At 64.8% G+C, this 23,690-nt stretch carries 19 protein-coding genes; 9 read left to right on the top strand and 10 right to left on the bottom strand.

The genetic code is table 11. From position 1 onward, the window contains the following. The first annotated feature begins 19 nt into the window (after nt 1-19). The gene (locus M2339_RS04145) at nt 20-457 is read left to right on the top strand and encodes a sugar transporter (RefSeq protein WP_264587402.1); all 438 of its coding nucleotides are present in this window, start codon (nt 20-22) and stop codon (nt 455-457) included. A 7-nt stretch (nt 458-464) separates the two neighbouring features. On the opposite strand, the gene mltG is transcribed toward M2339_RS04145, so the two are convergent. The 3 genes from mltG to M2339_RS04160 all read right to left on the bottom strand — a co-directional run bounded on the left by mltG (nt 465) and on the right by M2339_RS04160 (nt 3,108). Beyond that, nucleotides 465-1,436 (bottom strand): endolytic transglycosylase MltG, encoded by a 972-nt coding sequence (gene mltG, locus M2339_RS04150; protein ID WP_264587401.1) that lies wholly within the window; start codon nt 1,434-1,436, stop codon nt 465-467. A gap of 8 nt (nt 1,437-1,444) precedes the next feature. Further along, nucleotides 1,445-2,704: a beta-ketoacyl-ACP synthase II gene (gene fabF, locus M2339_RS04155; protein WP_264573090.1), complete on the bottom strand. Its 1,260-nt coding sequence runs from the start codon at nt 2,702-2,704 to the stop codon at nt 1,445-1,447. A 170-nt stretch (nt 2,705-2,874) separates the two neighbouring features. Next, nucleotides 2,875-3,108, bottom strand: a complete 234-nt coding sequence (locus tag M2339_RS04160; RefSeq protein ID WP_181559973.1) for an acyl carrier protein — start codon at nt 3,106-3,108, stop codon at nt 2,875-2,877. Nucleotides 3,109-3,357: 249 nt separating this feature from the next. Between M2339_RS04160 and gor the strand changes: the two genes are divergently transcribed. Beyond that, nucleotides 3,358-4,701, top strand: coding sequence for a glutathione-disulfide reductase (gene gor, locus M2339_RS04165; protein ID WP_264587400.1), 1,344 nt, complete (start codon nt 3,358-3,360; stop codon nt 4,699-4,701). Nucleotides 4,702-4,722: 21 nt separating this feature from the next. Here the strand turns inward: gor and M2339_RS04170 are convergent, their stop codons facing one another. After that, nucleotides 4,723-6,096 (bottom strand): helix-turn-helix domain-containing protein, encoded by a 1,374-nt coding sequence (locus M2339_RS04170; RefSeq protein ID WP_264606161.1) that lies wholly within the window; start codon nt 6,094-6,096, stop codon nt 4,723-4,725. 327 nt (nt 6,097-6,423) lie between these two features. Between M2339_RS04170 and M2339_RS04175 the strand changes: the two genes are divergently transcribed. After that, nucleotides 6,424-7,197 (top strand): enoyl-CoA hydratase-related protein, encoded by a 774-nt coding sequence (locus tag M2339_RS04175; RefSeq protein WP_264587398.1) that lies wholly within the window; start codon nt 6,424-6,426, stop codon nt 7,195-7,197. 188 nt (nt 7,198-7,385) lie between these two features. Further along, on the top strand, nt 7,386-9,866 hold the full coding sequence (locus tag M2339_RS04180; RefSeq protein WP_264606475.1) for a putative bifunctional diguanylate cyclase/phosphodiesterase: 2,481 nt from the start codon (nt 7,386-7,388) through the stop codon (nt 9,864-9,866). Here M2339_RS04180 and M2339_RS04185 read toward each other — a convergent pair. From M2339_RS04185 to M2339_RS04195, 3 genes are read right to left on the bottom strand one after another with little or no spacing between them, the layout of a single operon-like run. Further along, on the bottom strand, nt 9,839-11,266 hold the full coding sequence (locus M2339_RS04185) for an efflux transporter outer membrane subunit (RefSeq protein WP_264606162.1): 1,428 nt from the start codon (nt 11,264-11,266) through the stop codon (nt 9,839-9,841). The two genes, M2339_RS04180 and M2339_RS04185, sit on opposite strands and share 28 nt — an antisense overlap. A gap of 1 nt (nt 11,267) precedes the next feature. Then, nucleotides 11,268-14,417: an efflux RND transporter permease subunit gene (locus M2339_RS04190; RefSeq protein ID WP_264587395.1), complete on the bottom strand. Its 3,150-nt coding sequence runs from the start codon at nt 14,415-14,417 to the stop codon at nt 11,268-11,270. A gap of 16 nt (nt 14,418-14,433) precedes the next feature. Continuing rightward, a complete protein-coding gene (locus tag M2339_RS04195; protein ID WP_264587394.1) occupies nt 14,434-15,480 on the bottom strand; it encodes an efflux RND transporter periplasmic adaptor subunit in 1,047 nt (348 codons plus the stop codon). A gap of 271 nt (nt 15,481-15,751) precedes the next feature. Between M2339_RS04195 and M2339_RS04200 the strand changes: the two genes are divergently transcribed. Together M2339_RS04200 and M2339_RS04205 are read left to right on the top strand one after the other, a co-directional pair. Continuing rightward, the gene (locus tag M2339_RS04200; RefSeq protein ID WP_181559966.1) at nt 15,752-16,453 is read left to right on the top strand and encodes a response regulator transcription factor; all 702 of its coding nucleotides are present in this window, start codon (nt 15,752-15,754) and stop codon (nt 16,451-16,453) included. Further along, on the top strand, nt 16,450-17,556 hold the full coding sequence (locus tag M2339_RS04205; RefSeq protein ID WP_264587393.1) for an ATP-binding protein: 1,107 nt from the start codon (nt 16,450-16,452) through the stop codon (nt 17,554-17,556). The genes M2339_RS04200 and M2339_RS04205 overlap by 4 nt, the downstream gene beginning before the upstream one ends. 9 nt (nt 17,557-17,565) lie before the next feature. Here the strand turns inward: M2339_RS04205 and ybaK are convergent, their stop codons facing one another. Then, nucleotides 17,566-18,039: a Cys-tRNA(Pro) deacylase gene (gene ybaK / locus M2339_RS04210; protein ID WP_264587392.1), complete on the bottom strand. Its 474-nt coding sequence runs from the start codon at nt 18,037-18,039 to the stop codon at nt 17,566-17,568. A gap of 179 nt (nt 18,040-18,218) precedes the next feature. Between ybaK and M2339_RS04215 the strand changes: the two genes are divergently transcribed. Beyond that, nucleotides 18,219-19,559: an HD-GYP domain-containing protein gene (locus tag M2339_RS04215; RefSeq protein WP_264587391.1), complete on the top strand. Its 1,341-nt coding sequence runs from the start codon at nt 18,219-18,221 to the stop codon at nt 19,557-19,559. A gap of 18 nt (nt 19,560-19,577) precedes the next feature. Here the strand turns inward: M2339_RS04215 and M2339_RS04220 are convergent, their stop codons facing one another. Beyond that, entirely contained in the window at nt 19,578-20,495 is a 918-nt protein-coding gene (locus M2339_RS04220; protein WP_264587390.1) for a ketopantoate reductase family protein, read from the bottom strand. A gap of 161 nt (nt 20,496-20,656) precedes the next feature. Between M2339_RS04220 and M2339_RS04225 the strand changes: the two genes are divergently transcribed. Continuing rightward, nucleotides 20,657-21,541: an SDR family oxidoreductase gene (locus tag M2339_RS04225; protein WP_264587389.1), complete on the top strand. Its 885-nt coding sequence runs from the start codon at nt 20,657-20,659 to the stop codon at nt 21,539-21,541. Between the two features lie 19 nt (nt 21,542-21,560). Here the strand turns inward: M2339_RS04225 and M2339_RS04230 are convergent, their stop codons facing one another. Next, nucleotides 21,561-21,986, bottom strand: coding sequence for an SRPBCC domain-containing protein (locus M2339_RS04230; protein ID WP_264587388.1), 426 nt, complete (start codon nt 21,984-21,986; stop codon nt 21,561-21,563). A gap of 209 nt (nt 21,987-22,195) precedes the next feature. Between M2339_RS04230 and M2339_RS04235 the strand changes: the two genes are divergently transcribed. Beyond that, nucleotides 22,196-23,668, top strand: a complete 1,473-nt coding sequence (locus tag M2339_RS04235) for an aldehyde dehydrogenase (protein WP_264587387.1) — start codon at nt 22,196-22,198, stop codon at nt 23,666-23,668. Nucleotides 23,669-23,690: the final 22 nt, after the last annotated feature.

Genomic DNA, 23,690 nt, shown 5'->3' on the forward strand with positions numbered 1-23,690 from the left:
CATGGGGAGGGGGTGTGTGATGACAGGTGTGGGGGACCATCGCAGTCGGAGCAGGTCGCGGATTCCGGCTATTCTGTTTCTGATATGGACCCTGATCGGCATCGCCGCCTTCCTTGTCCAATCGACCGCCAATCTCGAAGAGCTGGCGATGGCCGATCCCTATCAGGCGGAAATCTGGGCCAACATGCCGCGCTGGGCCTTGGTGAGCTACGGCGTGGCCGTTGCCGCCGCGTTTGCCGGCGCCGCTGCCCTTCTGGCACGGCGCGCCGCCGCCGTCTGGTTCTCGCTCATCGCGCTGATCGCCATATTGGTCCAGTTCGGCTATTCCTTCCTCGGCACCGATCTGCTGGCGGTCAAGGGGGCGAGTGCGGCGCTGTTCCCGGCCTTCATCGTGCTGATTGCGCTGCTGCAACTGGGCTATGCGCTGCGATTGCGGAGCAGGGGTTTGCTCCGCTGAGCAAAGCTCACATTTCGCCGCGTTGCCGGCGGATGTCATACCATTTGCGCACGTTCGCATTATGCTCTGCCAGCGTTTCCGCGAAGATATGCCCCCCCTTGCCATCCGCGACGAAGTAGCGCGCTTTCGTTGCCGCCGGCCGCAGCACGGCCTCGATGGAACTGCGTCCGGGGTTGGCGATCGGCCCCTTGGGCAGGCCGGTCATCGCATAGGTATTATAGTCGTTCACCGCGCGGATCTCCGACTGGAGGATGCGGCGTCCGAGCGGCTTGCCCTTGGTGATCGGGTAGATGATCGTGGGGTCGGCCTGCAGCATCATGCCCTCGTGCAGTCGATTGGCGTAGACGCCGGCCACCGTCGGCCGCTCGGCGGGGATGGATGTTTCCTTCTCCACGATGCTGGCCAGGGTGACGGCCTGCTCAGGCGTCTTGACTGGCGTTGCAGCTGAGCGCTTGGGCCACTGCGCGGCAATGAAGCTCGTCATCGCGGCCTGCATCCGTCCAAGCACTGCCGCGCGGGTCTCGCCCTTCTGGTAGCCATAGCTGTCGGGCATCACCGAGCCCTCCTCGGGCACGGGAATGTTTCCGGTCAGCTCGTCATTGGCCATCAGCCGCTCATGCACGAGGATGGAGGGCATGCCCTCTGGGATGGTGACGAGGTGGACGAGGGTTTTGCCACTCTGGAGAATGCCCAGAATGTCAGCGCTGCTCGCCCGCCGGGGAATGCGATATTCGCCCGCTTTGATCGACCCATCGGGGCCCAGCACCCGCGCGCGGGCAAGGAAGGCGGTGGCGGAGCCGATGGCGCCTTGTGCCTCCAGCTCATCGGCCGCCTTGCGCAGTGTCGCGCCCTCGGGAACGATGATCGTCGCATCGGACTCAAGCGGGCCGGGCCTCGACCAGCCATGGACGAAGAGAAGCGCCGCAACGGCCAGTCCGGCCAGCAGCAGAGCAGCGACCGTGAGGACGATGCGGCGCATTGCGGCCGTCAGAGAGCCTTGAGCACAAGGCTGGCGTTGGTGCCGCCAAAGCCGAAGCTGTTGTTGAGCACGGCCTTGACCTTCCGCTGCTTTGCCGTGTGCGGAACGAGGTCGACACCCTGGCAGCTGTCGCTGGGATCATCCAGGTTGAGCGTGGGCGGCACGATCTGGTCACGCATCGCAAGGATGCAGAAGATCGTCTCGACTGCACCGGCACCGCCGAGCAGATGCCCGATGGCCGACTTGGTGGACGACATCGACATGGTCTCCAGGGCCGGGCCGAACAGCCGCCGCACTGCACCCAGCTCCAGCTCGTCGCCGAGCGGGGTGGAGGTGCCGTGGGCGTTCACATAGTCGATATCGGCAAGCGAAAGCCCGGACCTGCGCATGGCCATTTCCATCGCCCGATAGGCGCCCGAGCCTTCCGGATGGGGTGCCGTGACATGATAGGCATCGCCCGAGAGACCGTAGCCGAGGATCTCTGCGTAGATCTTCGCACCGCGCGCCTTGGCGTGCTCATATTCTTCCAGCACAACCACGCCGGCCCCTTCGCCCATGACGAAGCCATCGCGAGCCTGATCCCACGGACGGCTGGCGCGCCAGGGTTCGTCGCGAAATTCGGTCGAAAGCGCGCGCGCCTGACCGAAACCGGCAATGCCGATCGGGCAGATGGCGCTTTCCGCGCCGCCGGCGAGCATCACATCGGCATCGTCGAGCGCGATCATCCGCGCCGCGTCGCCGATCGAGTGAACGCCCGTCGCGCAGGCCGTAACGACGGCGTGATTAGGGCCCATCAGGCCGTATTTGATGGAGACCTGACCGGAGATCAGGTTGATCAGGCGACCGTGAACGAAGTGGGGCGAGACCCGCTTGGGCCCCTTATGCTCCAGCACCAGCGATTCGCTCTCGATGCCCGGCAGACCGCCAATGCCCGAGCCGATCGAACAGCCGGTGCGCAGACGCTCGGCTTCGCTCATCTCGGTCAGGCCCGCATCTTCTATGGCCTGGCCGGCCGCGTCGATGCCGTAGACGATGAACGGATCGACCTGACGCTGGACCTTGTGATCCACGCGCTTGTTCGGGTCGAAGCCAAATTCATGATCCGGGGCCTTCACTTCGCAGGCGTAATTGGTGTGGAAATCGGTCGCGTCGAAACGGGTGATCGTTTCCGCGCCCGACCGGCCGGCGATGATGTTTTTCCAGCTTGTCTCCACGTCGCCGCCAAGGGGCGAAACCATGCCGAGACCTGTTACGACGACACGACGCATTTCACTCTCCTGATCCAGTCACCCGGCCAGTTGCCCGGAACGCCGGGCGCTGATCAAACACGAACGGCCCTCCCATGGCGAGTCAAACCCGCAACCGGAGAGCCGTATCCATGTGTATTCACTGGCCGGTGCATGTCCGCGACGAGGCCGCGAACCGGGCTCCCGCTATCTTACTGCTTGCCGTCGATGAAATCGATCGCGTCCTTGACGGTGGCGATCTTCTCGGCAGCATCGTCGGGGATTTCGACGCCGAACTCTTCCTCAAAAGCCATGACGAGCTCGACGATGTCGAGGCTGTCAGCGCCCAGATCGTCGATGAAGCTCGCGTCTTCGGTCACCTTGTCCGCCTCGACGCCGAGGTGCTCGACGACGATCTTCTTCACGCGATCCGCGGTCTCACTCATGAGAGGTCCTTTGCTTTACTTTGGTCTTCAATCTGGAGATGCCCTAGAGCCTAGGGCCGGGCGTGACAAGAGGCTAGCGATAGCGGGCGCAATTGCCCGGTGCGCGGCGCCTTTCCGTCCACTCACAGCGTTGCGCGGCGCCGGAAGACGTAGCGAATCTGGTGGCGCCCCTCGCAAAATTGCTTTGCGCGCGATGCACTCGCGCCCATATGCGCGGACACGATCAAGACAATCCGAGGATCTCCCCTGATGAGCGACTATGACTTCGACCTGTTCGTAATCGGTGCCGGGTCGGGCGGCGTGCGGGCTTCGCGCATTGCAGCGGCGCACGGTGCCAAGGTCGCCGTGGCGGAGGAGCACAAGGTCGGCGGGACATGCGTGATCCGGGGCTGCGTTCCCAAGAAGCTGCTCGTCTACGGCGCGCATTTCGCCGAGGACATCAAGGATGCCCGCCGGTTCGGCTGGGATATTTCCGACTGCAGCTTCGACTGGCCGACCCTGCGCGACAATGTAATCGGCGAGGTCTCCCGGCTCGAAGGGCTCTATCAGCAGACGCTCGACAATAACAAAGTGACGACCTTCCACGAGCGCGCGACGGTGGAGGGGCCTCATGAGGTGCGTCTGGCCAGCGGCAAGCTGGTGACCGCCGAGGTCATCCTCATCGCGGTCGGCGCCTGGCCGAATGTGCCTGACGTGCCCGGCGCGGAACTGGGGATCACCTCCAACGAGGTCTTCCATCTGGAAAAGATGCCCAAGCGCGTCGCGATCTTTGGCGGCGGCTATATCGCCAATGAGTTCGCCGGCATTTTCCACGAGTTCGCCTGTCAGGTGACGGTGTTGCTGCGCGGCGACCAGATCCTGCGCGGCTATGACGAGCAGATTCGCGACCGGCTGCTGCAGATCAGCATGGCCAAGGGCATCAACTTCCGCTTCAACGCGCCGCTCGAAAAGATCGAGAAGCAGGAGGACGGCTCCCTCAAGGTCTTTATCGAGGGGGGCGATCCGATCGAGACCGATCTGGTGCTGTTCGCCACCGGCCGCAATCCCAAGATCGACGGGCTCGGCCTGGACAAGGTTGGCGTGGAGACGGTGAAGGGCGCGATCAAGGTCGACGAGTATAGCCGCACCAATGTCGAGAGCATCTATGCGGTGGGCGACGTGACCGACCGGGTGCAACTGACGCCGGTGGCTATCCGCGAGGGCCATGCCTTTGCCGACACCGTGTTCGGCGGCAATCCGCGGACGGTGGATTATGGCTGCATTCCTTCGGCGGTGTTCAGCCACCCGCCAATCGGCGCGGTCGGCATGACCGAGGGCGAGGCGCGCAACACGTTGGGAGCGGTCAAGGTCTACACCTCCGATTTCCGGCCGATGAAGAACACGCTCGCCAATCGCAACGAGCGCAGCCTCTACAAGCTGGTGTGCGAGGAAACGACGGGGCGGGTGGTCGGCATCCACATGATCGGCCCGGACGCGCCCGAAATCCTGCAGGCGGCGGCTATCGCGGTGAAGGCAGGGCTGACCAAGGACGATTTCGACGCCACCGTCGCGCTGCACCCCAGCATGGCCGAAGAGCTGGTGCTGATGCGCTGAAGGATCAGGCCGGCACGCCCGTCAGCCGATGCTGTAGGGAATGACGTGCCGGCCATCCCGCTCGACATGGATTGGGCGGTCGATGGGCGGGAAGGCGCGCTGTGAGCAGCCCTCGCGCGGGCACAGGCGACAGCCCGGGCCGATGGGCGTGACTGCGGCATCATCGGCGAGGTCCAGCCCGTCCGCCCAGGCGAGATGGGCAGCATAATCGGGTTCGCAGGCGAGCACGATGGCGTGGCGGCGGTCCGGCCGTGCGATGGCGCGGGCGAGCAGGATATAGTGCACGCCATCGGGCATTTCCGCGCGCTCCGCACCGCTATAATCAGCACGGGTCGGGGCCTCGTGCAGCCTCAGGCGGGGGCAGAGCGGGCCATAGCTGCTAAAGTCCAGCCGCGTGGCGCTATGCCGCTTGGTTATGTTGCCGGCCGGATCAATGCGACAGAAGAAGAAGGGAATGCCGCGCTGTCCCGGTCGCTGTAGCGTGGCGAGCCGATGCGCGACCTGCTCGATGCTTACGCCAAACCGCGCCGCCAGCGCATCGACATCATGGCGGAGCGTCCGGGCCATCTCGCGGAAGAGACCATAAGGCATGAGCAAGGCGGCAGCGCCATAATTGATGAGCGCGTGATGCAGCAGGGCATCGGCAGGCGCCCCCACCGGGTGCTGGGCAATGATGGCGCGCATCGTGGAATCGGCCAGCCCGCGCAAATGCACGATATGGCTGGCGAGCTGGAAGGCGATGCTCGTGGCGGGCAGGCGATCATTGACGTGCAAGGTCCGGCCATCGGGGGAGGGCGCGCGCAACAGCGTGGTCTTGAGTGGTTCGCGACTGACGGTGCAATCATGCTCGTCGCGCAGTGCCGCGCTGAGCGCCGCTAAGGTGCCTTCCGCATCGGAGCGCGCGCCGATGCTGAGCTGCGTGGCGAGATCCTCGGCGGCGGTGTCCAGATCATGGAAATAATTGTCGAACAGCCGCAGCCGATCGCTCACCTGATCGAAAGTCGCGCGTGCGCCCGGCAGCAGGCCGTTACCAAGCGCCTGTTCGGCCATGGCCAGCCGACCTTCGGTCTGTCGGAGCGCGTGATGCAACTCGACATAGCGCGCTGCAAATTCGGGGTATTGAACATGCAGCCGCTCGGTCCGCTCGGGATCGGGAGGCGGTGAGCGATGGCCGGGCTTGGCGAGCGCCCAGTTGAAGGCGCCGAGCAACTGCTCCTCAGGCCGGGCATCGAAATCGGACCAGTCGAGAGGAAAGGCCGCCGCCAGCGCGGCCTTTACCCGTGCGGTCAGGGGACGGTCGTTATTCTCCAGTTGCGAGAGATAGGAGACGGAGATGCCCAGCAGCCGCGCCATGCCCGCCTGATCGAGCCGGCTCTGCAGACGCAGGTCGCGCACTTTCTGGCCAACGAACAATCTGTTTCCGCGTGGCAAGGACTGTCTCCGGGTTGCGAGTCGGGGTGAGGGATCGCCGCACTGGCCGGAACGGCGGGCACGATCCGCAAATTTTTCATAGGCGGGTTAGCTGCTGTGCCGATCAACAAGGACGATCCTTCAAGGCGCCCACACCGTAGCGGAACCGGTTCATTTCGCAATTCCGCAAATTGCTGCCGGTGCTTGCCGATCCAAACTCGCTCTGGCGCGACGCTTGCGGCGCGCCGGTACGATGCTAGCCTACGCTCCGTCAGAACAGCGGCTGGCAACCGTGCTGCGAGGGAGGATGGGTTGAGCGAGATCGTGCTGTCCACGCTGGACGATGGGGTGCTGACCCTTGCCCTTAACCGCCCCGAGCGGCTTAATGCCTTGTCCGCCGGCCTGCTGGCAGACCTGACCCGCAAGCTCGATGAAGGCGTGCGTGCAGGCGCGCGATCCGTGTTGATCACCGGGACGGGCCGGGCGTTCTGCTCCGGCGCGGATCTGGCCGATAGCGAAGGCATCGGCGCCGATCTCGGGAAGACCCTGGCGACCTATTATCATCCTCTGTTCCTGCGGCTGGCCGGGCTCGATATCCCGGTGGTGAGCGCGATCAACGGACCGGCTGTTGGCGCTGGCGTCGCCTTGGCGCTGGCCGCCGACATCGTGGTGATGGCGCGCTCTGCCTATTTGCAGCTTGGCTTCGTCAATATCGGGCTGGTGCCCGATGCTGGCGCGACATGGCTGGTCGCGAAGAGCGCCGGGCGCGCCAAGGCGCTCGAACTGGCGTTACTGGGCGAGGCCATGAGCGCTCAGGAGGCGCAGGATGCCGGGCTGGTCGCCCGCGTGACCGACGATGACAGGCTTGACGAAACCGCGCGCGGTCTTGCCCTCAAGCTGGCGCAGGGGCCGACCCGTGCCATCGGCATGATCCGCAAGCAGGTCGCTGCCGCGCTCAATCACAGCCTGTCGGAGACGATGGGCATCGAAGCCGCCAATCAGGCAGCGGCCGGCCACAGCGCGGATTTTCAGGAGGGCGTCGCGGCCTTTCTGGAGAAGCGGGTGCCGCGCTTTCAGGGGGGGTGAGCGAGAAACGCTACGGAATTCGGCTCGTTAGAAGACCGAAGGCTGCGATTTTTCTTTGTGTCATCTTTCCAGCTTTGAGGGCACCATTTGATCGATCTGACGATAGCCCGTTCGTTTCGTCCTGTGGCAACGTTTTACTAACCTTTGAACGCTTAGCACTCTCCTAAACTCAGAGACGATTGGACGGCGTGGAGAGCTTTTACCATCTGGTCGTGGTTGATCAGCAGATTCGGGGCATGCTGATCATTGTGGCGATTTGCGGGTCTGGCATTTTAACGGCCACGGCCATTCTCAGTCATACGTTCAACATGAAATCGCAGAGCGTACGTCGGACCTGGCTTGTGATGGCCGGGCTGGTGACAGGCGTTTCGTTTTCGGCGATCCTGCTGACAGGGGTTGCGGCCTTGGGTGCGCGTGCCGGAACGACTACCGGGCCTGACATGGACCGTATCATCGTCGAAGGCGTGGCCAGCCTGCTCTTTATGACTGCCCTTGTTCTGGCCTGGCGTGGATTGATGGGTGGCAGTGCGGCATCGGCTGATGACGGCCTGCTTGCCGAGGCACTCGACGAGCTTGCCCATGTGCAAGCGCATCATCGCGCCTATGTCGAGCTCAATCCCCAGATCGCCTGGATGGCCGATGCGGAGGGACGCATCACCGAAATTGGCCCGCTTTGGGCTGAACAGGTAGGTCTCGATCTGGAGGCTGGGCTGGGATATGGATGGACGCAGGCCGTTCATCCTGATGACCTTCCGACCGTTCAGGCCTTGTGGGCGGACGTTGTCAAAAATCAGTCGGATGCCGCCGATGTCCGCTATCGCATCCGCATGGCGAACGGGATGTACCGCTGGTACCGGGCGCGCGCACGGCCTCACCGGGGTGAAGATGGCAAAGTCCTCGCTTGGTATGGCACGCTGGAAGACATTCACGACCATGTGATCGCCGAAACCGCGCTCAGGCAGAGCGAGGAGCGCTACCGCCTGGCGGCGGAAGCTGGGAACGACGTCATATGGGACTGCTCCCTGCCAACCGGCATTACGACCTGGAGCGGGGCGTACAAAAAAGTCTTGGGTTATCCAGAACTGGATAAGGCCACGCATTTCGATTGGTGGATCGAGCGTATTCACCCCGATGACCGGGAGCGGGTCCTCGCGAACCAGAGGCGGGCCCTGGAGAGTGGCCAGAAATTCTGGCTCGAGGAGTTCCGGTTTCGCACGGCAAAAGGGACGTTCATCGATACCAAGGCGCGAAGTGTCATCGTGCGTGGCGACAAAGGCGTAGCAGTCCGGCTTGTCGGATCGATACTGGATATCACCAAGCAGAAGCAGGCGCAGGCCGAGCTGAACTGGGCTGCGTATCACGACCACCTTACGAGGCTCCCGAACCGGGCTCTTTTCGGCGTTCGCATCCAGGCCGCGATCGACGCGGCATGTGATTCCGGTGATCCGGTGGCGCTCATGATCCTGGATCTCAATGGGTTCAAGGAAATGAACGATTCGCTTGGCCATGCCGCAGGCGACCGGGTGTTGGTAGAGGTCGCTCGGCGCCTTTCCTCCTGTATCCCGGAAGGGGCGACAGCGGCTCGGCTGGGCGGCGATGAATTTGCGATCATCTTGCCTGGCCTGTCTGCGGCGGACAAATATCGCCCGGTGGCGGACGCCTTAAAGCGCTGCTTTGAAGTGCCGGTGCAGATCGAAGAACTGCGCATTCCGGTGAGCTTTTGCGTAGGTGTCGCTGTCTGGCCGCGCGATGGCTTTGAGCCCGGGGACCTGCTGATCGCGGCTGACCTCGCTCTCTACGCAGCCAAGGCCGACATGCCCGGCTCCGTTCGTGAGTTCTCGCCGTCACTCAAGGTCGCATCCGAGAGGCGAACCCGCATGCTGGTCATGGCGCGCGCAGGGTTGGACGAGGACCGCATCGTGCCGTTCTACCAACCCAAGGTGAACCTCCAGACCGGGCAGATCGACGGCTGGGAAGCGCTGCTGCGGGTGGCCGAGAACGGCCAGGTTCTGCCGCCTGCGGCCATCGAGGCGGCGTTCTCGGATGCCGAAATGTCGGTGCGGCTGACCGACCGGATGATATGCGGCATCTTTGCGGACATTGCGCGCTGGCGGGCCGATGGACTGGAGCCGGGGCGGATCGCAGTCAACGTGTCTGCGGGCGACTTTCGCGCGCCGAGTTTGCCGGCCCGTCTTGAGGATGCCGCCCGGACACATCGGCAGGGTCTTGCCCAGATCGACATCGAAGTGACGGAGACTGTGCTCATCGGGCAATTGGGGCCAGAAGTCGCGCGGATGCTCGAGGAATTGCGCGGCCTTGGCGTGATGGTCGCGCTGGATGATTTTGGCACGGGCTATGCTTCGCTCAGCCATCTCCAGCAATTTCCGGTCGATGTGATCAAGATCGACAAGTCGTTCATCGACCGGATCGAGGACAGCACCCCCGGCGCGACGGCCGTCATCGACGCCGTGTTGCAGATGGCCCGGCGCCTGGGGATGCAGACGGTCGCGGAAGGCGTCGAAACCATCGCGCAGGCCCGCTATCTCCGCGCGCGGGGCTGCACGCTGGGGCAGGGCTTCTTGTTCAGTAAGCCGGTTCCGGCGTCACAGGTGCCCTCACTGCTGCGAGGGAAAGCCTATGGTCACTGGGAGTTCGGCGGCGTCGGCTGACCAGCAGTCGGCGCGGTCGGCTCATCGCCCCCGCCCAGTGCACGGTAGAGTCCGGCGGCACTGGAGAGCTCCTGACGCCGCAATTCCAGCAGCGCGAGCCGCGCAGCATAGTCGCTGCGCTGCGCATCGAGCAGTTCCAGCCGGGCATCGACCCCGGCCTGATAGCGCAGGCGGGAAAGCTCGGCACGCCGCGTCGCCGACTGGGCCACGCCCCGCTGGGCTTCGATCTCGCGGGTATAGGTCTCCCGCCCGGCCAACCCGTCTGCGACCTCGCGGAATGCAGACTGAATGGCCTTTTCGTAGTTTGCGATGGCAATCGACTTGCGAACCTTCGCCAGATCGAGCTGGCCCTGCAAACTGCCGCCGTTGAAGATCGATTGGGTGATCTGCGGCGTGAACGACCAGTTGCGGTTTGCGCTATCGAACAGGCTGTCCAGCGCCATGCTGGTGAAGCCGAACAGACCTGTGAGCGAAATGCGCGGGAAGAAGGCAGCACGCGCGGCGCCGACATCGGCATTGGAGGCGACCAGTTCATGCTCGCCCTGACGGATGTCCGGCCGACTGGCGAGCAGGGCGGAGGGCAGGCCGACCGGCAGCTGGGTGCGGATCGGCTGGTCCATGAGCGCGATGGGTGCGGGCAGGTCGGCGGGAAGTGGCGCCCCGACCAGCAATTGCAGCGCGTTGCGCGCCTCGGCCAGCATCCGCGTGCGCATCGCCTGATCGGCCTGGGCCTGGCTGACCTGTCCCTCTGCCTGCGCAACATCCAGCCCGCTGACCTGCCGCGCCTGCTGGAGACGGCGAGTGATCGCGAGCGAAGCCTGCCAATCGCCCAGCGTGCGGTCGGTGAGGGCCAACTGCTCCTCGGCGAGCCGTTCGGCCAGATAGGCATCGACGATCGATCCGATCAGCGCGATGCGCGCGGCACGGCGGCCTTCGTCGGTGGCGAGATAGCGCTCGAAGGCGGCCTCGCTCTGCGAGCGGAGGCGACCGAACAGATCGATCTCAAAGCTGGTCAGCGCGGCATTGGCGGAGAACTGGCTGAACTCCGCCCCAGCGCCGGTTTGTGAGGCGGCCGCCGAGACGCGCTGCCGGGAATAAGCCGCGTTGGCATCCAGCGTCGGCAATTGTGCGCCCCTGGCGACACGGAACTGAGCGCGGGCAGCCTCGACGTTGAGCGTGGCGACGCGCAGGTCGCGATTATTCTCCAGCGCCAGCTCGATGAGCCGCTGCAGGCGCGGGTCGCCAAACATCTCGTGCCAGTCCAGCGCCGCGGCACTGGCTGCCTCTTCGGGAGAGGCGAGCGGGTAGACCGGCGCAACCGGGGCAGGCGGTGTCTCCAGCCGTGGGTTCATCGAGCAGGCGCTGGTCAGCAGCAGCGCCGCGAGGGCAAATTTACGCATCTCAATTCTCCGATGCGGGGTAGGCGGCGGGCGTCTGCGATGAACCATCGACATGCTTTTTGCGCTTTTGCCGCTCGACCAGCTTCATCACCACCACGAAGAAGACCGGGACGAAGAAGATCGCGAGAATGGTGGCACTGATCATGCCGCCGAAGACGCCCGTGCCGATCGCCCGCTGGGTCTCCTTGCTCGCACCGCCCGCCAGCATCAGCGGAACGACGCCAAGCGTGAAGGCGAAGCTGGTCATCAGGATCGGCCGCAAGCGCAGGCGCGCGGCGTGCAACGCGGCGTCGACCGCAGACATGCCGTTATCATAAGCATGCTTGGCAAACTCCACGATCAGGATCGCGTTCTTGGCGCTGAGGCCGATGATCGTGATCAGGCCCACGTTGAAGAACACGTCGTTGGGCATGCTGCGCAGCGTGACCGCCAGCACGGCGCCGAGCACGCCGAGCGGCACGACCAGCATCACTGCCGCCGGGATTGCCCAGCTTTCGTACAGCGCGGCCAGCACCAGGAAGACGACCAGCATCGAGAGGCCCAGCAGAAGGATCGCCTGATTGCCCGCGAGCCTTTCCTGAAGCGACTGACCGGTCCATTCGATGGCGAAGCCGGGCGGCAGCTGGCTCGCAAGGCGCTCCATCTCCGCCATGGCCTCGCCGCTGGAGTGGCCGGGCGCGGGCTGGCCGGCAATGCGCATGGCGGGATAGCCATTATAGCGCACCAGCTGCAGCGGCATGGTCTCCCAGCGCGGCGTGACCAGCTCCGAGAGCGGGACCGTGTTTCCGGCCGCGTTGCGGACATACAGCTTGAGCACATCCTCAAGGTTCATGCGGAAGGGGGCATCCGCCTGCACGATGACCTGCTGCATACGACCATTATTGGGGAAGTCGTTGACATAGGCCGAGCCCATGGCCCCGCTCAGCGTGGAGGTGATGGACTCGAAGGGCACGCCCATGGCCTGCGCCTTCTGGCGGTCGATCACCATCTCGACGCTGGTGCCGGGCATCAAGCCTTCCGGATAGACGCCGGCAAGGGCCGGGTTTTTCGCGGCCATGCCGAGCAGTTGGAACTGCGCGGCCATCAGGGCATCGAACCCACGGCCCGAGCGGTCCTCAAGGCGCGCGGAGAAGCCGCCGGTGGTGCCAAGGCCATCGATGGAAGGCGGGATGAGGCTCATCACGAGCCCTTCCCGCACGCCGGCGCCAGTGGCCTGATTGGCTGCACCGGCCTCGCCAAATGCGGTCGCTCCGTCACGCTCGCTCCAGTCCTTGAGCATTGTGAAGCCGAGGCCGACATTGGCGCCCGCGCCGGAGAAGCCCCAGCCCAGCACCGAGATGGTATCGGCGATGCCCGCGCGCTGCGCGGTGTGCTTTTCGAAGACTTCCAGTGCCTCCAGCGTCCGGCCGGACGTCGCGTCCGAGGGGAGTTGGAAGACGGTCATGAAATAGCCCTGATCTTCATCGGGCAGGAACGAGGAAGGCAGGTTTGTATAGCCGACGATCATCAGCACCACGATGACCGCGAAGCTCGCCATCATCCGCGCGCTGCGCTTCAAGGCGCGCGTCACCCAATTGTGGTAGCTGTGCGTCATCGTGTCGAACTTGCGGTCGAACCAGCCGAAGAAGCCCTTCTTGGTCTCATGGCCAGTGACCGGCTTGAGCAATGTCGCACAGAGTGCCGGCGTCAGGCTCAGGGCAAGGAAGGCCGAGAACAGGATGGAGACCGCCATGGAGATGGTGAACTGCCGGTAGATCGCGCCCACCGAGCCGCTGTAGAATGCCATTGGCACGAACACGGCGGTGAGGACGAGGCTGATGCCGATGATGGCACCCGTAATCTCGCCCATGGCCTTGCGCGTCGCTTCCTTGGGCGGCAGCCCTTCCTCGGCCATGATGCGCTCGACATTCTCGACCACGACGATGGCATCGTCGACGATGATGCCGATGGCGAGGACCATGCCGAACATGGTCAGCACGTTCACGGAATAGCCGGCCAGCATCATCACCGCGCAGGTACCGAGCAGGGCGATCGGCGCGACGACGGCGGGAATGATGGTGTAGCGGAACTTCTGGAGGAAGACGAACATCACCAGGAAGACGAGCACCATGGCCTCGACCAGTGTCTCGATGACCTTCTCGATCGAGATCTTCACATAAGGCGCGGTGTCGAACGGAATGCGGTATGACATGCCGTTGGGCATGGCCCTGGCCAGCTCGACCATGCGCTCATGCACGCGGGCGGAGGTGGAGACCGCATTGGCGCCGGGCGCGAGCTGCACGGCCATCAACGCCACGGGCTTGCCGTTGAGGCGCGTCTGGAACCAGTAGGACGCGGAACCAAGATCGACGCGGGCGACATCGCCCAGCTTCAGGGCGGAGCCATCCGTTCCGGCGCGCAGCACGATCTCGCGGAACTGCTCGGGGGTCTTCAGCTGGCCCTCGACGGTGATCGGAACCTTGACGCGCTGGCCTTCGGCAATCGGCTCGCCGCCCAGCACGCCGGGCGAAACCGGCGTGTTCTGCGCAGCAATCGCGGCCGTGATATCGCTCATCGAAATGTCGTAGGATGCCAGTTTTGCCGGATCGACCCAGATGCGCATCGCGCGCTCGGCGCCGAACAGCTGGACACGGCCGACGCCGGGGAGACGCTTGAGCTCCTCGACAACATAGCGCGCCGCATAGTCCGACAGTTCCTCGAGGTTCTGCTGGCCGTTAGACGATTCCAGGCTCACCAGATTGAGGAAGTTGCGATTGGCGGAATCGACCTGGATGCCGAGTTGGCGGACGATCTGCGGCAGGCGCGGCTCTGCGGCCTTGAGCCGGTTCTGCACGTCGACCTGCGCCAGCTCCGGGTTGGTCCCCGGCTGGAAGGTCGCGGTGATCGTGGCCTGACCGGACGTATCCGTCGAGCTCTCGAAGTACAGCAGATTGCGCACGCTTGAGAGTTCGCGCTCGATCAGGCTGACGACGCTGTCATTCAGCGTCTGCGGCGTGGCACCGGGGTAGGTCGCGGTGATCTCGACGCTTGGCGGCGCGATGCTCGGGTAGCGCTCCAGCGACAGGCGCGGGATGGCGATGACGCCCGCAAGGATGATCGCGATGGCGACCACCCAGGCGAAAACGGGCCGATCGATGAAGAAACGGGGCATGGGTTCGCTTTCGTCTTCAGCGCGCGGCCGCGGGCGCGGCGGGCTTTGCGGCGGCTGCAGGGCGCCATGGCTTGGCTGAAACGGTGGCGCCGGGCTGGACCCGATCCTGCCCTTCGACAATCACGGTTTCACCAGCCTTGATGCCCTGCGTGATCAGGACGTTTCCGTCGCGCACATCCCCGGTCTGCACCGGCCGCAGCTCGACCTTGCCGTCTTTCCCAACAATCCGGACGCTGGCCTGACCGGCAGGATCGCGCAGCACGGCCTGTTGCGGCAGAGTCAGCGCATTGGGGAGGACCATGCGGGGGAGGCGCGCACGCACGAACATACCGGGCAGCAGCGCCCGCGTGGGATTGGGCACCTCGACCCGGGCGATCACCTCGCCCGTGCCGGGATCGACGCTGATGCCGGAGAAGAGCAGGCGCCCGGTCGCCGCATAGGGCTTGCCCTCGGACGAGAGGATCTCCACGGGGGCGCCCTGGGCGGAATTGCCGGCACGCGCCGCCTCGCGCAGCGTTTCGAGGCGGGCGGCCGGCTGACGCACGTCCACATAGACGCGGTCAATCTGCTGGACGGTGGCGAGCGGCTCTGCGCCGCCGACGGCGGCAAGGGCGCCCTCGGTCACCATGGACTGGTCGATCCGGCCACTGATTGGCGAGCGGATCGTGGCGAAGCCGAGATCGACCTGCTGGCGTGCCAGCGTGGCGCGGCTCTGGGCGAGGTCGGCAGCGGCCTGATCGCGCGCGGCGACGGCATCGTCATAGGCCTGTCCGCTGATCGCATCGACCTTCACCAGCGGCGCCAGGCGCTCGGCCTGGATGCGGGCGCGGTTCAAAGCAGCCTGCGCGCGCTGCACGGTGGCCGCGGCACTCTGCGTATCCGCCCGGAACGGGGTCGCATCGATCTGGAACAGGGGCTGGCCGGCCCGCACTTCGGAGCCCTGCTCGAACAGCCGGCGCTGGATGACGCCATTAACCTGCGGGCGGATTTCCGCCACACGGAAGGCCATCACCCGGCCCGGCAGTTCGTCCGCCACGTCGACGCGCGAGGGGGAGACCTTCACGACCGATACCTCTGGCGGCGGAGGCGAGGATGGGGTTTCACCTCCTGAGCAGGCGGACAATACAAGCGCCATCGACGCGATAACGATATAGGCGCCGCAGCGCCTGGGGGGGCATTTTGTCATCATGTCCGACTCTTGATTTTTGCTTGTCCGCGCTGGCCCTTTGGGACTGGCTTGTCGAGGCAGTGTTGGTCAAGTGTAGAGAAATTGTGGAGGCCGGTGGCCCCCCGTTTGGAACTGCGATAACGGCTTGCAGGCAGAAGGATATGCTATGGATGCCGAAAACGCGCTCGTGCTGGTCGCGGAAGACGAACCGGAAATCGCCGATGTCATCGCCGCCTATCTGGAGCGGGAAGGCTTCCGAACGGTCCGTGCCGCCGACGGGCGAACCGCGCTGGAGTTGCACCTTGCGCTCAAGCCGGACCTCGTGATGCTCGATGTGCAGATGCCGCGGCTCAACGGCTGGGACGTGCTGGCCGAGTTGCGGCGTCGCGGCTCGACCCCCGTGATCATGCTGACTGCGCTCGATCAGGATATCGACAAGCTGCAGGCGCTGCGCATCGGCGCGGACGATTATGTCGTCAAGCCGTTCAACGCGCTGGAGGTGGCCGCAAGGGCGCGCGCCGTGCTGCGCCGGTCCGGCGGCAGCCGGGGCTCCACCCTGCGAGTGGGGCCGATCGAAATCGATATGGACAGCCATCTGGCCAGCGTGATCGTCGGGGACGATCCGCAGCGCGTGAGCCTGTCCCTCACCCTCACCGAGTTCCGCATTCTTGCGCACATGGCGCGCGCACCCCGGCGGGCGTTCTCGCGTGGTGAACTGGTCGATGCCTGCCTGCCGGGCGGCGACGCGCTCGACCGGACGGTGGATACGCATTTGAGCAAGCTGCGGCGCAAGCTGGAGGACGCCGGCGCCCACGGTTTCATCAACAATGTGCGCGGCGTCGGCTTTCGCCTGGCAGATATTTCATGAAGAAGCCGGCAGGCGGTCTGGGGCGGCAGATCGTGTTGTCCACGGTGATCTCCACCGTCGCCTCGGTGCTGATCACGATCATCGGGCTCTATATCTTTTATGGCGTCATCATCCGTGTAGCGCCGCATATGCTGTTTCCGCTGACGGATGACTGGCGCCCGCACGGCATCGAATGGCTACTCATCGGGCTGTTCTGCGTCGTCTCGACCGGAATCGCCGTGCTGGTGGCCACGCGACTGGCCCGGCGGATCGTTCAGCCGCTGGTTTCGGTTGCGCAGACCGCTCGGATCATTGCGGATGGCAATATCAAGGTCCGTGCGCGCAGCGATGATCGTGCGCCGACCGAGGCAACGATGCTGGTGGAGGACTTCAATCTCCTGGCCGACCGGCTGGAGCAGGCGGGGGAGGCCGTCCGCCGCTGGAATGCCACCATCGCGCATGAACTGCGCACCCCGGTGACGATCCTCTCCGGGCGTCTCCAGGGCCTTGCCGACGGTGTGTTCGCGCCCGATCCGCCGCTGCTGCGCTCGCTCGTCACGCAGGTGAATGCCCTGACCCGCTTGATCGAGGATCTGCGCACGGTGAGCCTCATGGAAGGCGGCCGGCTGGACATGCGGTTCCAGCAGGTCGATCTCGCCGAAGAAATGGAGACGGTCGTCCGGCTGATGCAGCCCGAGCTGGAGACCGCCGGCTTCCGCATCGTCACCGCCTTCGATCGCGGCTTATGCTATGTCGATACCGCACGCATCCGGCAGGCCCTGATGGCGCTGCTCGAGAATGCCCATCGCCATGCCGACCCCGGTCAATTGGCCGTGACGCTGCGCATCTCCTCGTCCAGCGTACTCCTGAGCGTGACCGACGAGGGGCCGGGAATGACTGAGGAGTTCGCCCGCCATGCCTTCGATCCGTTCCGTCGGTATATGGAGCAGGGCGGGGCGGCGAAAGGCAGCGGCCTTGGCCTCTCCGTGGTGCGGGGCATTGCCGAGGCGCATGGCGGCGCGGCGACCTACCGCACGGTCAATGGGGGCTCCTGCTTCACCCTCACCCTGTCGCGATGGAAGCCCCGCGGCCCATCGGCGTCCACGCAAGGCGATCTGGACTGACCTTGCGGTTCAGGCAGTGATGACCGCAACCGTTGCGCCGAGGGCGACGATCGCCTGATCTGGCGCCAAGCACAGCTGCAGGCCGCGCTGGCCGCCATTCAGATAGATGTGCGGCTGGGCCAAAGCACTCTCGTCGATTACCGCGCGAATGGGCTTCATCTGGCCGAAGGGGCTGATGCCGCCGACCTTGTAGCCGCTCAGGCGCTCGGCATCGGCCGGCTTCATCATCGCAGCGCTCTTGGCGGACAGGGCCGCGGCGAACTTCTTCATCGCCACTTCGCTGCTCGCCGGGACGATGGCGCAGGCCGGCTTGCCATCCACCAGCGTCATGAGCGTCTTGAAGACGCGCTCGGGTGGCTCACCCAACGCCTCGGCGGCCTGCAAGCCGATATGGGCGGCAGCCGGATCATAATCGTAGAGATGGATGGTGAAGGCGATGCCGGCCTTGCTCAGCGCCCGAGTGGCGCGGGTTTCCTTTGCCATGCGCGCTGCGTGCTGCGTGCCGTTCACGATGTCAATGCAGCGCCGTTCGTCCCTGGCCGCAAAAAGGCGGACAATCATGGTGCATGGACAAGGCGAACCATTAAATAACCATGGCTCTTAGCCGTTCAGTATCGTGCGGGCGCCATCGTCGTCGCTCGTACCTGACCGGCGGAGTCCAGATGCTCAAGAGAATCGATGTTGCTGACGTGAAACTCGGCATGTTCATTCACAAACTTGAAGGGCCGTGGCTCAAGCACCCGTTCTGGCGGACGAAATTCCTGCTGACCGACCCCCAGATACTCGCCGACCTGCGCGCCAGCGAGGTCGAGGGCGTGATGATCGACATCGACAAGGGTGATGATGTCGCGGGTGCGGGCGGTCCGCGTCCGCCGGCGACGACGCTGCGCCGACCGCTCGTGGCGGCAGGCTCCTCCGCCCCCTCGGGCGGTGTCGGTCTTGCCGAGCGGGTGCGCATGGAACGGCTGCGCAAGCTGGTGCCGGAGCACGCGAGCGGATCGAACGTCGTTCCGTTCAATCCCCGCTCCACGACGGCCTTGAGCGTCGGCGCGGAGGTGGGCCATGCCAAGGCCGTCGTGGCGCGGTCCAATCGCGTGATGAGCGCCGTCTTCGAGCAGGCGCGGCTGGGCAAAGCGATCTCGCGCGGGCAGGTGGAGCCGGTGATCGAGGATCTGTTCGCCTCCGTGCAGCGCAATCCGCACGCCTTCAACGGCCTGATGCGCATCCGCCGCGAGAATAGTTCGCTCTATGCGCACGGCCTGGCGGTGAGCGCGCTGATGATCGCGTTGGGCCGCCAGATGGGCCTCGATGATGCTCGGGTGAAGGAAGCCGGGCTGGCCGGGCTGCTGATGGACGTGGGCATGGGCCATCTGCCCATCGACGTGGCGACGATCAGCGATGATCTGAGCGAGGGCGAGCGCAAGATCGTCGAGACGCATACCACGCTCGGCTATGAGTTCCTCCAGATGGGTGGCGAAATCGCCGAGGATGTCGCACTGGTCTGCCTTGAGCATCACGAGCGCTGCGATGGCTCCGGTTATCCCAACCAACTGACTGGCGAGAATATCAGCCTGTTCGGCCGCATGGCGGCGGTATGCGACGTCTATGACTCGATGACGTCCGACCGGCCGCATCGGCCACGGATCGACCCCAATGCCGCGCTCGGCCTGATGCGGGGCATGGAAGGCGAGCTGGATGACGAGATTCTCGACCATTTCATCGAGAGCGTCGGCGTCTACCCCATCGGCTCGGTCGTGCGCTTGAGCAACGGGCGCCTGGCGCTGGTGGTGGAGCAGAATGTCGGCGAATATACCACGCCGCGCGTCTGGAGCTTCTACGACATCGCCGCGCGCCGGGTGATCAAGCCGGAGGATATCGACCTGCGCCTGTGGAAAGGCCGCGTCGAGATCGCCTGCAGCGATGACGCTGCCGACTACGGCATCGACGATTTTCCGGCACTGCGAGAGATGGTCTTCAATGCGGCTTGCAAGGCGCTGCAATAAAAGATGTTATAGCTCGGATTATCGCCGGGCCAGCTCCATCACCCGGACAAGATCGGCCATCGTCTGATTGCTGGGCGCGGGGACGCCGACCGCTTGGGCGCGGTCGCAGATGGCGCCGTTGATGAAGTCGATCTCGCTGGCACGGCCGGCAATCATGTCCTGCAGCATGGAAGCCTTGTGGCCACGATGTTCGGCCAGGGCATGGTCGATGCTGGCGGTGATGCGCGCATGGTCGACCGTCACCCCATGGGCCTTGGCCGTGGCCACCACCTCGTCGACGATCGCTGCAATGATGCGGCGGCCCGGTGCGTTGTCCACGCCGGCGTTGGGCTGGCCGGTGACCGCGCCGAGCGGGTTGAGTGCGGCGTTGAAGGCGACCTTTTCCCAGATCGCGACATCGATGTCCGTGCTGTAGCGCGCGTCGAAACCGGCGCGGGCGAGCAGGGCGGTCGCGGCTTGCGCCGACTGCGCGCCGGCCGGCGTCATCGCGCCCAACTCGACATGGCCGGTGCCGTGGGATTCCACACCATTGAGGCCATGGAGGTCGGCGGGAAGTGCGGCAATCCCCTTGAGGATCTGGTCCTGAGGAAAACTTTCCGCCACAATCTCCGGATTGCCGAGGCCATTCTGGAGCGTGAGCACATAGGTGCCGCTGGCCGCGAGATGTGCGATCGACTGGATCGCCGAGCGGCTGTGCATCCCCTTGGTGAAGAGCAGAGCGAGGTCGATGGGCGGCTGGGCATCGGCCGCAAGCCCAGCCCGCAGCGAGATGGTGCGTGTGCCATTGTCGTCGGTGAGGTGGATGCCGTCCCGGTCGATCGCTTCGATGCGGGTCTTGTCGACATCGATGAGCAGGACGTTCGCGCCGCTCTCGGCAATACGTGCCGCGAACAGGCAGCCCATCGAGCCCGCGCCGATCACCAAAATGGACTGCACCTGCGTCTCCTTATTCCATCGCTGCCCGGCAGCAATCACGCGCGGCCCTGATGGCGTCCGGTCCGGCATGGGTCAAGCCGCTTGGCGCCGATCCTCCGGCGGGTTACCCTGTTTGCAATATGTGACGCTCAAAGGCGCACGGACCATGAGGAGAGGCGGGCATGAAAAATTTTGCGGGCAAGGTGGCTTTCGTGACGGGCGGGGCAAGTGGCATTGGCCTCGGCATGGCGCGCACGTTCCTCGCCGAAGGCATGAAGCTCGTCATCGCCGATTACAATCAGGACCATCTCGATGCCGCCCGCGAGCTCATGACGGGCAACAATGCCACGCACTTCATCAAGGTGGACGTGACCGACCGGGCCGCCCTGCGCGCAGCGGCGCAGGAGGCGCTGGATATGTTCGGCAGGATCCACCTGCTGGCCAACAATGCCGGCGTCGGCGGCGGCGGTGCGGCGGATGATCCCGACTTTGAGGATTGGGACCGGACCCTCGGGATTAATCTGGGCGGGGTGGTCAACGGCTGCAAGATCATCGTGCCGATCATCAAGGCGCAGGGCGAAGGCGGCCATGTCATCAACACAGCCTCCATGGCCGGCATGGTGCCGCTGCCCGGCGCCGGCGCCTATGCCGCGAGCAAATATGCCGTGCGCGGCTACACCCAGACGCTCCGGCTCGATTTGGCGCCGCATGGCATTGGCGTGTCCTGCCTCTATCCGGGCGCGGTGCAGAGCGCGCTGATGCCGGTGCCGGAAGATGACAGCAGTGCCCCGCCGGGCGAGGAGGGCGTGTTCGTCAAGCGTTTCTGGGCCGCGATGCGCGCGGCGATGGACCCTCTGGAAATGGGCCGGCTGGTGGTCGAGGCGATCCGCGAGAACCGCCCCCACGTCCTTACGCACAGCGAATTCCTGCCCGAAATGCGCGCGATGCATCAGGATCTGGAAACCGCGTTCGTGACCGGTCTGCCGGTGCCCGAGGCACGGAGCAGTTTCGAGCGCTTCCGGCACGAGACGGTCGCGCGTCTGATGGCGATGGACGTGATCGACTGACCGCCGCCCATCGGGCGGGTCAGCCTGCCTGATGCGCCTGTTTGGCGTGGCGCGCGAAATTGTCGAGGATCGCTTGCCATCCGTCGCGCTGCAAATCGCGGCTATGTTCGTCCTCCGGCTCGAACTGCACCTGAACATGGGTGCCACTCGCTGCGGACGCGAATGTCACGCGGGCGGTGCGCTCCCCGAACGCATATTCAATCAGGCGCTGCGGTTCGATGCGGGTGTAGGTGCCTGCGAAATCGAAGCCCACGCTGCCATCCTTGGCTTCCATGCGCGAGGAGAATGCGCCGCCTTCGCGAAGGTCGACGCTGGCTACCGTCGTATGCCAGTCATCGGATGCGGCATTCCACTGTATGATGTCGTCAGGCGTCGTGTAGCACCGCCACACATGATCGATGGGCGCTTCCACAAGCGCTTCGACGGTGATCATTTCGCTGGTCATGATGGCTGATCTCTCTTTGCCGGCAGGCGTTCGCCTTGCCATCGGTTCGCGATGCCTTTCCGCTCCTTCTTCGGCACGGCCGGGCGCCCTGTCAATGCAGCATGAGGCAGGGATCGATCCGGAAAGTGGCCATCGCATGCTTGCGCCTTCGCGCGCCAATCGCCAATTAAGGCGCCACGAAGAGGACGTTCGATCTTAGGAGATTCGGCATGGAAAATTTCAACAAGACGATCAAAGGCATAAAGGATCGCGGCGCGGCACAGCTGTTCATCGACGGTGAATGGCGCAAGAGCAGCGGCACCAACGAGCTGTCAGTGGTGACCCCGCATGACGAGGAAACCGTCCTCACCTATTTCGAGCCGACCACGGCGGACGTGGACATCGCTGTCGCCGCCGCGCGCAAGGCTTTCGACACCGGCCCGTGGCCGCGTATGGCGCCCGCCGAGCGCGGCGTGTACCTCAAGAAGGTCTCCGACATTCTGATGGCGCGCATGCCCGAGCTGGCCGAGGCTTGGACGGGCCAGGTCGGCGCCGTGATCGGCTTCTCCAGCAAGGCCAGCTATCAGGTGCCCGGCCTGTTCAAATTCTATGGCGAGCTGTGCGACAGCTACAAGTTCGTCGATGAGCGCATTGGCTCGATGGGCGGCAACAAGGTGCGCGTTGTGAAGGAGCCGGTTGGCGTCGTCGCGGCGGTCACCCCGTGGAACGCGCCGCTGGTGCTGCTGGTCTACAAGGTCGCAGCCGCGCTGGCCGCAGGCTGCACCATGGTCTGCAAGCCTTCGCCGGAAACGCCCATCGACGCGCACATCCTTGCTGAAGCGATCAAGGAAGCGGGCATCCCCGCCGGCGTGTTCAACATGCTGCCGGCCGGACGCGAGGTGGGCGACCACCTCATCCGTCATCCGGGCATCGACAAGATCAGCTTCACCGGCTCGACCGCGGCGGGCAAGCACATTGCCGGCGTCGCATCCGAGCGTCTCGCCCGCGTCAGCCTGGAGCTGGGCGGAAAGTCGGCGGCGATGATCCTCGACGATGCCGATATGGACCATGTGCTCAAGAGCCTCGTGCCCTATTCCATGCCGATCACCGGGCAGGTCTGCTTCTCGCTGACCCGCGTGCTTGTGCCCAAGAGCCGCAAGAGCGAGATCATCGACGCCTATACGAGCGCCGTTTCCAAGGTGAAGGTCGGCGATCCGTTCGAGGCCGATACCGGCATGGGCCCGCTCACCATGCAGCGCCAGCTTGAGCGCGTGCAGGGCTATATCGCCAAGGGCAAGGCCGAGGGCGCCAAGCTTGCGCTCGGCGGCGGTCGCCCGGCCGACCTCAACCGTGGCTTCTTCATCGAGCCGACGGTGTTCACCGATGTCGATCCGAGCATGACGATCTTCCAGGAAGAGATTTTCGGTCCGGTCGTCTCGTTCGTCGATTATGACAATGAGGCGGACATGATCGCCAAGGCCAACGACACCGTCTACGGTCTGCACGGCGCAATCTACACGCAGGATGCGGAGCGCGGCTTTGCCGTCTCGCGCGAATATCGCGCCGGTTCGGTGACGATCAACGGCATGATGGTGGACATCCACATGCCCTTCGGTGGCTTCAAGCAGTCCGGCCTCGGTCGGGATGGCGGCGTCGAGGGTCTGGAAAACTACACCGAGACGAAGGCGGTTTACTTCGCCTGATCTGCTCCGGCGCCCGCCCGCG

Source organism: Sphingobium sp. B2D3C (assembly GCF_025961835.1).
Lineage (GTDB): Bacteria > Pseudomonadota > Alphaproteobacteria > Sphingomonadales > Sphingomonadaceae > Sphingobium.